Raw genomic sequence first — 10,584 nt, forward strand, 5'->3', positions numbered from 1 at the left:
TGTTCCCTCAGAGAGAAAGGATGGCATACGCGCCCACCTCGTACTCGCGACCCTTCAGGCCGTCGGCGATGCCCTGCTCGTTGAGGCCTTCGGAGTACTCGTTCAGCATCCGCACCAGCCCGCGCAGGCCGAAGCGCGTGGTCACCGCGCCCAGCACCGGCTTCTTCAGGCCGTAGGACAAATCGCCGCCCAGCTGCACCGGGTAGGTGAGGTTGAAGACGCGGTGGTAGTCGTACGGGCCCCAGTCGTTGAAGCGCAGCTGGGCCGCGAGCAGCAGCGTGTCGTAGAGCGCGGAGCCGTCCAGGCCGAAGCGGTGGATCTGCCGGCTGTCCTCGCCGGAGGACTGCTGGCTGCCCACGTAGGCCGTGCCGTACAGGCGCAGGCGCTGGGTGGGGTTGCCCACCAGGCGCAGGGACGTCTCCCATTCGTCGCGGGCCACCGGCGCGCTGCCGAAGGCGATGGTGCTGCCGTCCGCGAGGATGGCGATGCCCGCGTCGCGCGACGTGGGCTGGTGCCGGTAGACGATGTCCAGGCCCGCGGCGAACGGCGCGTCCTCGCGCATGTCGCGGTCCCACGACCAGAACCAGGTGCCCGGTGTCGGGTCGAAGGTGATGAGCAGCTCGCCGCCCAGCGTCTCGCGGTTGTCCAGCACGCTGAACGCGTCCACCAGCACGCTGCGCGGCTTCACGCCCGCGTAGTACATGCCGGAGCCCGGGTCGTACGTGTCCTGGATGGTGGGGTTCGGCCCGATGAGGGGCTTCTGGTACAGGACGTTGGGCGACACCTGGATGGAGCCGAACTGCAGCGCCGCGCCCAGCTGTCCCGCGTAGTGGTTGCCGCGGCCGCTCTCGCGCAGGCTCCAGCCGGTGATGACGTTGCCGTGCTCCGGCCCGCTGTCCGCGACGAGGCCGCGGATGGAGGACTGCAAGAGCCAGCGCACCATCCCCATGTCGTAGGTGAGCCGCGCCTTGGCGCCCAGCGTGTCCAGGAACTGCACCTTGTCCTGGAGCACGTCGTAGCCACTGTTGAGGTAGCTGGGAGCGCCGTCGGGAGCGGCGCGCGTGTACGTGAACGTCTCGCCAATGCGCTGGGGCGCGGCGAGCAGGCCGCCCACGTCCAGCACCAGCTTGCCGGTGGCGTACTGGAAGTTGAGCGCCGTCCTGCGCGCGATGCGCTCGCGCACCACGGAGGCCGTGGACGACGACGAGCCCTGGGCCAGGTCCTCCTGGTGCACCAGCGTCACGTTCACCGGGCCCACGTTGTCGCGGTACTTCGCCACCACGGAGGGGTTGGCGCCCCAGTACAGCTCCGGCCCGATGGCGATCTTCAGCCCGTCGATGGCCTTCTTGCCGCTGAACACCACGCCGAAGGGCGCGTTGCCGTGGTAGATGTCGATGTTCGGCCCGTAGTTCGCCTCGCGGTAGAGGTTGAAGAAGTCACCCTCCTCGCCCCAGTGGTAGTGGCCGGTGCGGTAGTAGCCTTCCAGCGCGAAGTCGGAGCGGTCGAACTTGAACTCCGCCTGGTACAGCGCGAAGCGATCCAGCGGGGACTGCTCGCGCGCCGGAGCGCCGGGGCCCACGGGGACCTGCCCCGCTCCGGGCGTGGAGGGCGTGCCGCGGTTCTCGTAGAACAGGTTGTTGAGCCGGTTCTGCGCCACGTTGCCCACGACGTTGAACGACGCGCGGCCGTACACGCCGCTGGCCGGCTGCAACGCCAGATCGAAGAAGATGGACTCGGTGTGGTCCGCGGCGCTCCGGTTGGGCCGCGTCGTCGCGATGCTCCCGCGCGACAGCGAGCTGTCCAAAAGCAGCCGCAGGTTGGACACGCGCACCGCGCTCAACTCTTCCGTGCGCGCCAGCGCCACCGACGACGTGTAGCCGCTGGTGAGCGCGGACGGACGGATGCCCGCGAAGTAGTCGCGGATGGCGTCCGGGGTCGTGGTGGGCGCGTACGGGTCCAGGCGGAACACGGCCTGGAGGACGTAGTAGGCCGTGCGCGGCTGGATGCCGCTGATGCCATTGGAGTCCGGCGGGCCCAGGGCCGCGATGCCGAACCACTCCTCGTTCATGTTGTTCTGGCCGGGGACGAAGTCGGCCGCGTAGCCGCCGTTGGGCCACGTCGCGGTGGTGTCGTGGATGGAGAGGTTGGACTCCTGGCCGTGCTTCCACCAGCCGTCCACCCACTGGAACACGAAGCCGCCAAGGGCCGTGCCGGACAGGCCCTGGCCGTAGCCCTCCAGGTAGATCTGCTCCCACTGCGTGCGCAGGTACTCCGCCTGTGCCACGTGGTCCTCGCGGCCCGCGCGGGCGTCGTAGGCGTCCGCGCCGAACTCGCTGAAGAACACCGGCTTGTTGAGCTTGGCCTTCACCTCCGCGAACAGGTCGCGCGCGGTGGGGCCTCGGTAGACGTTCGTGCCCAGCACGTCCAGGTCCTGGCAGTGCCTGGCGATGAGGTCGATGTACTGGAGGTCGCCGTTGGCGATGGACACGGGGTGGTTCGTGTCCCGCTTCTTCACCGTGCGGGCCGCCTCGCCGTAGAGCGAGTACAGCGACTCCGCGCGCGCGGCGTCCTCGTGGCCCGGCAGGGCTTCGATTTCGAACGACGTCCAGTGCAGGCCGTAGTTGTTCTCGTTGCCCAGCAGCCACATCAGGACGCCGGGCACGTCGCGGTAGACCTCCACCTTCTGCGCCAGCGCGTCGAGGATGGCCTTGCGGTGCTCGGGGTTCGAGTAGTCGATGTTGGCGACCATGACCCCGTTCACCGGGTGGCCATAGCGCCCCATCAGCGGGTTGAGCAGCGTGTGGATGCCGTAGTTCCGGTAGATGTACTCGACCCAGACGGGCGGGATGTCGTCGAACTGGCGGATGGCGTTGAAGCCCGCGTCGCGGAGCATCCCCATCTCCTTGGCCAGCACCTGCTTGATGAAGTCCTCCGGCTGCGTCCAGAGCGAGTACCGGTAGTTCTCACCGATGGGCGTGTAGCCCCAGTTCACGCCGTGGACGGGGAAGTCCCTGCCGTCCACCTGGAGCTTGAAGCCGCGCTCGTCGTGGATGATCCGCGTCACCGTCGTGCGCTTCGCGTCCGAGGGCGCGACGGCCGGGGCCTCGTGGATCAACGGAGGGCGATCCGGAGTGGGCTGCTCGGGCACGGGCGAGTCCGCGCCGGACACCTGGGCGAAAGCCTGGGTGCCGCCGCACAACGCCAGACACGTCGTCAGGAAGAGCCTTTTCAAGCGGCCTGCTCCACGTCCAGGCCGTTCTGGGCCACGACGTCGCGATAGAGATGGGCGCTGTCCTTCGGGATGCGCTGCTGGGTGGCGTAGTCCACCCACACCAGGCCGAAGCGCTTGGTGTACCCGTAGGCCCACTCGAAGTTGTCCAGCAGCGACCACGCGAAGTAACCGGCCAGCTTCACGCCCTGGCCAATGGCGTCACTGCACGCCTGCAGGTGCCCGCGCAGGTACTCCACGCGCTGCACGTCGTGCACGCGGCCGTCCGCGCTGGGGGAGGTGGAGTACGCGCAGCCGTTCTCCGTGATGTAGATGGGGCCGGGCTGGTACTCCGATTCCAGATGAACCAGCAGGCGCGTGAGCGAGGCCGGGCACACCTCCCAGTCCATGTCCGTCTTGTCCGGGCGCACGAACACGGTGCGCGGCGCGTTCTTCTCCTCCGGGATGCGGTTGCTGCGCAGGACGGCACGCGAATAGAAGTTCACGCCCAGGAAGTCGGTGGGCGTGGCGATGGTCTCCAGGTCGCCGGGCTGGATGAAGTCCAGGTGCGGGGACGCGATGCGGCCCGCCTTCACGTGGTCTTCAATCACGTCCTTCGGGTAGCCCCGGCCGTAGAGCGGCTCCAGGAACCAGCGGTTGAAGCCGCCGTCGAAGTCGCGCGTGGCGTCCGCGTCCTCGGGGCTGGGCGACGCGGGCTCGCCGGGCGTGAGGTTGAGGGTGATGCCCACCTCCGCGTCCCGCACGTTGGCGCGCAGCACCTTCACCGCGTTGCCGTGCGACACCATCAGCGTGTGCGCCGCGGCCAGCATCTTGTTCCAGTCCTTGTGGCCCGGCGCGTGCTCGCCGTTGCCGTAGCCCAGGTAGCTGATGCACCAGGGCTCGTTGTGGGTGATCCACCGCTTCACGCGGTCACCCAGGGCGCGGCTGATGACGTCCGCGTACTCCACGAAGGCATCACCGGTGGCGCGCGCGGGCCAGCCGCCCTGGTCCTCCAGCACCTGCGGCAGGTCCCAGTGGTAGAGCGTGACGAAGGGCTCGATGCCCGCGCCCAGCAGCGAGTCCACCAGGCGCGAGTAGAAGTCCACGCCCGGGGCGTTCACCCGGCCCCGGCCGTCCGGGAGGATGCGCGGCCACGCGATGGAGAAGCGGTAGGACTTCAGCCCCATCCAGCGCATCAGCTCGATGTCCTCCGGCCAGCGGCGGTAGTGCTCACAGGCCACCGAGCCGTCGGACTTGTCTTGGATCTTCCCCGGGGTGGCGGCGAAGCGGTCCCAGATGGACTCGCCACGGCCGTCCGCGCGGGTGGCCCCTTCAATCTGATACGCGGAGGTGGCCACGCCCCAGAGGAAGTCAGGAGGAAACTGACGCATCGGCGGTAACTCCTTTCGGAACTTCAAGGTGGCAGCGGACGAGGTGATTCGCGGCCGGGAGGACGTCGGGAGGAGTGAGGGTGGAGCAGCGCGGCTCGGACACCGGGCAGCGCGGGGCGAAGGGACAGCCCACGAGCGGCGGCGCCTGCGTCGTCGGACGCACCGGCAGCGCGGCCTGGAGGAAGTCGTCTCCGTCCGGCACCGCGGACAAGAGCAGCTTCGTGTACGGGTGGCGCGGCTGGCGCAGCACTTCATCCGCCCTGCCCGCCTCCACCACCGTGCCCGCGTAGAGCACGAGGATGCGGTCGGCCAGGTGGCGCGCGCTCGCCAGGTCGTGGGTGATGAACAGGATGCCAATGCCGCGCTCCTGCGTGAGGCCGCGAAGCAGCTGCAGCACGCCCTTGCGCGTGGACACGTCCAGCATGGACGTGGGCTCGTCCGCGATGATGACCTGCGGCTCCACCGCCAGGGCGCGCGCCACCGCCACGCGCTGGCGCTGGCCACCGGACAGCTCATGCGGGTAGCGCTTCGCGAAGGCCTCCGCCGGCGTCAGGCCCACGGACTCCAGCAGTGACAGCACCCGCGTGCGCAGGCCGGACTTCGGCACGCGTCCATGCCGCACGAGCGGCCGCTCCAGGTGGTACGCCACCGTGTGCACGGGGTTGAGGGACGCGAACGGATCCTGGAACACCATCTGCACGCGGCCGCGGTAGTCCAGCGACGCCTGCGCGCCACCGTCCGCCAGCACGTCGCGCCCGGCGAGCCGCAGCCGGCCGGAGTCCGGCATGTCCAGCCGGGCCAGCAGGCGCGCCAGCGTGGACTTGCCGCTGCCGGACTCGCCCACCAGCGCGACGATCTCCCCTGGCTGGAGGGAGAAGGACACGCCCTTGAGGATGGGCTTGCGCTCGCGGGAGAAGAAGCCGCCCGCCAGGTAGCTGCGGGTGAGCCCTTCGGCCTCCAGGAGGGGCGCGCTCATCGGTGACCTCCGGGGATGGCGGCGACGCGCGTGGACGGCCGCGACACGGACAGCTCCGGCGCCTGTTGCACCTGCGGCGGCGCGGCGTCCTTCGCGGACAGGTGCGGGAACGAAGACAGCAGGAGCTGCGTGTACGGGTGGCGGGCGCCGGCGCGCAGGTTCGCGGACGTGTCCACCTCCACCAGCTTGCCGCCCTGGAGCACGCCCACGCGGTCCGACAGCGCGAGCAGCAACGGCAGGTCATGCGTGATGAAGAGCATGGCGAAGCCCAGCCGCTGCTGGAGCTCCACCATGCGCTGGAGCAGTTCCTTCTGGACCACGACGTCCAGCGCCGTGGTGGGCTCGTCCATGATGACCAGCCGGGGCTCCAGGGCCAGCGCCAGCGCGATGCCCACGCGCTGCCGCATGCCGCCGGAGAGCTGGTGCGGCCACGCCGTCACCAGGTCCGGAGACAGGCCCACCATGCCCAGCAGCTCCCGCGCGCGGGCATAGGACGCGGCGCGCGACACGCGGCCGTGCGCCGCGAGCGTGTCGTGGAACTGCTCGCCCAGCGTGAGCACCGGGTTGAGCGCGCTCATGGCGCTCTGGAACACCATGGACACCTGGCGCCAGCGGAACGCGCGCAGGGCCGGGCCCTCCAGCGCGGCGACGTCCATGCCGTTGAAGAGGATGCGCCCCTGCGACACGCGCGCGGAGGCAGGCAGCAGGCCCAGCAGCGCGGAGCCGATGGTGGACTTGCCGCTGCCGGACTCACCCGCGAGGCCGAACACCTCGCCGGGCGCCACGTCGAAGGACACCGCGTCCACCACGCGGTGGGCACCCTTCTCCGTCGCGTAGTCGATGCACAGGTCCTGCACGCGCAGGAGCACGCCCGGCACCGGCTTCTCCAGCTGCGCGCGAGGCGCGGTGCTCGCGGGCAGCGCCGCCGGCTTGTGCACGCGCAGCGCGGGGTTGGCCAGCTCGTCGATGGCGGAGCTGAGCAGCGTGAGCGCGAAGCCCACCAGCGCGATGCACAGACCCGTGGGGACGAAGATCCACCAGGAGCGCGTGAGCAGCGCCGCGTCGTTGCCGGCCCAGTAGAGGTTGGTGCCCCACGTCACCACGCTCACGTCGCCCAGGCCCAGGAACTCCAGGCCCACCTGCGCGCCCACGGCGTAGAGCGTGTTTCCAATGAACGACGAGCCCACCAGCGCCGCCATGTTGGGCAGCAGCTCCCGCGACACGATGCGCGAATGGCTCTCCCCCGTCACCACCGCCGCGGACACGAAGTCGCGCCCGCGCAGGGCCAGCGACTCCGCGCGGAACACGCGCGCGTTCCAGGCCCAGCCCGCGACGGTGAGCACCGCCACCATGCGCAGCGGTCCGGACGGCAGGTACGCGCCCAGCACGATGGCCAGCGGCATGCCGGGAATCACCAGGAACACGTTGGTGGTGAGCGAAAGCACGTCATCCACGCGGCGGCCCAGGTAGCCCGCGGTGATGCCCACCAGCGCGCCAATCAGCGTCACGAGCGCGCCCACCGCGAAGCCCACCGCCAGCGTCTGACGCGAGCCCACCACCGTCTGCGCGAGCACGTCCTGTCCCTGGCCCGTGGTGCCGAACCAGTGCGCCGCGTTGGGCGGCTGGTGCGGCCGGCCGACGAGCTCCATGGGGTCCATCACGAAGAAGGGCCCCACCACCGCCAGCAGGAGGAAGAACAAGAGCAGGCTGCCGCCCACCGCCGCCTTCCGGTGGCGGGAGAGCCTTCGCAGGAAGTCACGCATGGGCGCGGGTCCTCGGGTCCAGCCAGAGGCAGAGGAGGTCCACGGCGAAGTTCGCCGCGAGCACCGCCAGGGTGATGACCAGGAACAGGCCCTGCATCAGCGGGTAGTCCTGGTTGCGCACGGCGAGGATGAGCAGGTAGCCCGTGCCCGGATAGGAGAAGACGATCTCCGTGAGCAGCGAACCGGACAGCACGAAGCCCACCGCCATGCCGAAGCTGGTGACGTTGGGCAGCAGCGCGTTGCGTGCCGCGTAGCGCAGCATCACCTGCCGGGGCGGCAGGCCGCGCGCGTGCGCCAGCCGGATGGAGTCCGTGCCCAGCGTGGCCACCATCGTGTTGCGCATGCCCAGCATCCACCCGCCCAGCGTGGCCACCACGATGGAGGACGCGGGCAGCACCGCGTGACGGGCGACGTCCGCGGCGAACGCGAACGACAGCCCGGGCTCCATGTCGTGCCCGTACGCGTGGCGCAGCGGGAACCACCCCAGCACGAAGCCGAAGAGGTACAGCGCCAGCATGGCCAGCCAGAAGTACGGGAAGGCCCCCAGGAACGCGAGCGCCGGCGCCAGCCCCGAGTCCAGCCACCCGCCCCGGTTCCACGCGGCCAGCACGCCCAGGAACGACCCGGCGACGAAGCTGATGATGACCGCCACGCCCGCCAGCCCCACCGTCCACATCAGGCCCGTGCCAATCACTTCCGACACGCGCGCGGGGAAGTAGGCGTAGGACATGCCCAGGTCGCCCTGCACCAGGTGCTTCAGGTAGGTGAGGTACTGGGCATACAGCGGCGCGTCCGTGAAGCCGAAGGCGGCCTTCAGCGCGCCCATGGCCTCCGGCGCCACCTTGCCCTCGAAGCGCGCGAACATGGCCGCCGCCGGATCGCCGGGCGCCAGGCGCGGAATCACGAAGTTGAGCGTGAGCGAGGCCCACGCGGCGATGAGGTAGAAGCCCAGTCGCCGGAGGATGTAGCGGCCCATGGTCAGCGCTCCCTCGGGGACAGCTCCGTCAGCACCAGCAGGCTGTCGGGCTCCGCGTGCGGCGCGAGCCGCGCGTACGGGTTCTGCTCGGTGGGGAAGCCCGTGAAGCGCGAGGAGTTGGACTCGCCCCAGGACGGGTTGGGGAACAGGGGAATCGCGGGCGCCACGGCGGAGAAGCGCTGCTGCACCTGGGACATCAGCGCGTGCTGCTCCTCCGGCGTGCCGGCGCGCTCGAAGCGCATGAGCAGTTCATCCGCCTGAGAATCGCCCATGCGGTGCCAGTTGGCCGCGGCCACTTCCCCCACCGGCCGCACCGTGCGCGGCGACAGGAGCCACTTGTAGAAGTTGTACGGCGTGGGGCCGTCCAGCGACCAGGAGATGGCCAGCTGGAACTCACCCTTCTGCAGGCGCGTGAACCAGGTGCCGAACTCGTACGTCTTGAGCGTCACGCCGATGCCCAGCTTGCGCAGGTCGCGGCCCACCACCTGCCCTGCCCGCACCCAGTCCGACCACCCGCTCACGACCTCCAGGTCCATCGTGAAGGGCTGCCCGTCCTTCAGCCGCCGCAGGCCGTCCGCGCCGCGCGTGAGGCCCGCCTCGTCCAGGAGCTTGTTGGCCGCGTCCAGGTCGTAGCGCGTCCACGCGTCCTTCGCGACGTCCGCGTCCTTCCAGCCGGTGTACGCGTCGTTGAGCGCGGTGGCGTCCGCGGGGCGGGTGTAGCCATACATGGCCACCTCCACCAGCCGGTCGCGGTCCAGCGCCATGCTCAGCGCCTTGCGCACGCGCACGTCGTCCAGCGGCGGGCGCGTGGTGTTGGGGTACAGGAAGACGGTGCTGCCGTAGAGCGGGAACCAGCGCGCGTGGTGCGCGGGGTCGCGCGACACGAAGGTGCGGTCCACCGCCGGCACGAAGTTGCCCGCCCAGTCCACCTCCCCCTCCACCAGCGCCATGTTGGCCTGGTCGTTGGTGGGGAACGCGAGGAAGCGCAGCGCGGACACCGCGGGCTTGCCGGGCTGCCAGTAGTGCGGATTGCGCCCCAGCTCGTAGACCTGGTTGCGGAACAGCGTCACCTGGGTGAAGGGCCCGGTGGCCACCGGCTCCGGGTTGGTGAACGTCACCGGGTCCGCGATGTCCTTCCAGACGTGCTGGGGGACGATGATCTGGTGCGCCAGGTCGCTGAAGCCCGGCAGGTACACGCGCGAGAAGGTGAAGGCGACGGTGCCCTGGGTTTCCGCCTTCACGTCCGTGAGGAAGCGCCACACGCCGCCCGCGTCCAGCGCCGCGTGCTGCTTGAGCAGGTGGAAGGTGAAGACGACGTCGTCCGCGGTGAAGGGCTTGCCGTCGGACCAGCGGACGCCATCGCGCAGGTGGAAGCGCAGCGTGAGCTGGTCCTCCGACCACGCATGGCCGGTGGCGAGCCATGGCACCCACCTGCCCTGCGCGGAGCTGAAGATCTCCATGCACTCGTACACACCGGCCCGGGTGGGCCAGCGCGCACCGGCGCCCGCGAACAGCGGGTTGAAGTTGCGCACCCACGCGCTCTGCTGTTCCACGGAGACGAACAGCACGCCCGGCGGCCGGGGGCGCGGCTCGGACGAGCACGCCACCAGCAACGCCAGTGGCAGCAGCGCGCGGGCGAACCTCACTGCGCGGCCCTTTCGTAGACGCGCACGTAGTCCACCTTCATCGTCTGCGGGAACACCGTCTTGGAGTCCGGCGGCCCCACGAACGAACCGCCCACGGCGACGTTCAGGATGATGAAGTGGGGATGGTCGTAGACCCACTTCCGGCCGGCGGGCAGGCTCTTCGGGGTGACCTCGAAGAAGACCGTGTCGTCGACGATGAAGCGCAGCAGCTCCGGCTCCCACTCCACCGCGTAGAGGTGGAAGTCCTCCGCGAGCGGCGGACCGGAGACGGCGTGCTGCCGGCCGATGTTCCCGCCACCCGAGTAGCCCGGCCCGTGCACCGCGCTGCTGACGACGGAGGGGATCTGCCCCTTGTGCTCCATGATGTCGATCTCGCCGCACGCGGGCCAGCCGACGGAGTCCACGTCCGCGCCCAGCAGCCAGAACGCCGGCCAGATTCCCCGGCCCGTGGGCAGCTTGATGCGCGCCTCCACGCGGCCGTAGGCCTTGCTGTAGCGGTTCTTCGTCGTCAGGCGCGCGGACGTGTAGTCATTGCCGCCGTAGCGCTCCTTGCGCGCGATGATGGCCAGGTGGCCTTCACCGTCCAGCTGCGCGTTCTCCGCCCGCGCGGTGTTGTATTCGTAC

At 70.0% G+C, this 10,584-nt stretch carries 7 protein-coding genes; all 7 read right to left on the bottom strand.

From position 1 onward, the window contains the following. Window positions 1-7: 7 nt before the first annotated feature. Window positions 8-3,232 carry a glycoside hydrolase family 2 TIM barrel-domain containing protein gene (locus D7X55_RS08250; RefSeq protein WP_121722728.1) on the bottom strand — a complete coding sequence of 1,075 codons (3,225 nt, stop codon included), beginning with the start codon at window positions 3,230-3,232 and terminating at the stop codon, window positions 8-10. Next, window positions 3,229-4,599 (bottom strand): GH1 family beta-glucosidase, encoded by a 1,371-nt coding sequence (locus D7X55_RS08255; RefSeq protein ID WP_121722729.1) that lies wholly within the window; start codon window positions 4,597-4,599, stop codon window positions 3,229-3,231. The genes D7X55_RS08250 and D7X55_RS08255 overlap by 4 nt, the downstream gene beginning before the upstream one ends. Next, window positions 4,580-5,575: an ABC transporter ATP-binding protein gene (locus D7X55_RS08260; RefSeq protein WP_120548922.1), complete on the bottom strand. Its 996-nt coding sequence runs from the start codon at window positions 5,573-5,575 to the stop codon at window positions 4,580-4,582. The genes D7X55_RS08255 and D7X55_RS08260 overlap by 20 nt, the downstream gene beginning before the upstream one ends. Continuing rightward, window positions 5,572-7,338, bottom strand: coding sequence for a dipeptide/oligopeptide/nickel ABC transporter permease/ATP-binding protein (locus tag D7X55_RS08265; RefSeq protein ID WP_121722730.1), 1,767 nt, complete (start codon window positions 7,336-7,338; stop codon window positions 5,572-5,574). The genes D7X55_RS08260 and D7X55_RS08265 overlap by 4 nt, the downstream gene beginning before the upstream one ends. Then, window positions 7,331-8,314 (bottom strand): ABC transporter permease, encoded by a 984-nt coding sequence (locus tag D7X55_RS08270; protein WP_120548920.1) that lies wholly within the window; start codon window positions 8,312-8,314, stop codon window positions 7,331-7,333. The genes D7X55_RS08265 and D7X55_RS08270 overlap by 8 nt, the downstream gene beginning before the upstream one ends. A 2-nt stretch (window positions 8,315-8,316) precedes the next feature. Continuing rightward, on the bottom strand, window positions 8,317-9,960 hold the full coding sequence (locus tag D7X55_RS08275; protein ID WP_121722731.1) for an ABC transporter substrate-binding protein: 1,644 nt from the start codon (window positions 9,958-9,960) through the stop codon (window positions 8,317-8,319). Beyond that, window positions 9,957-10,584 (bottom strand): glycoside hydrolase family 16 protein (locus D7X55_RS08280; RefSeq protein ID WP_147470052.1); only part of this gene is annotated, 628 nt, incomplete at its 5' end. The genes D7X55_RS08275 and D7X55_RS08280, both read right to left, overlap by 4 nt.

Origin of the sequence: Corallococcus sp. AB049A, assembly GCF_003668885.1 — a bacterium.
GTDB classification, from domain to species: domain Bacteria; phylum Myxococcota; class Myxococcia; order Myxococcales; family Myxococcaceae; genus Corallococcus; species Corallococcus interemptor.

Coding starts and splice junctions, on each gene's coding strand:
- D7X55_RS08265 (WP_121722730.1), bottom strand. CDS start 7,338: ATGCGTGACTTCCTGCGAAGGCTCTCCCGCCACCGGAAGGCGGCGGTG.
- D7X55_RS08270 (WP_120548920.1), bottom strand. CDS start 8,314: ATGGGCCGCTACATCCTCCGGCGACTGGGCTTCTACCTCATCGCCGCG.
- D7X55_RS08260 (WP_120548922.1), bottom strand. CDS start 5,575: ATGAGCGCGCCCCTCCTGGAGGCCGAAGGGCTCACCCGCAGCTACCTG.
- D7X55_RS08255 (WP_121722729.1), bottom strand. CDS start 4,599: ATGCGTCAGTTTCCTCCTGACTTCCTCTGGGGCGTGGCCACCTCCGCG.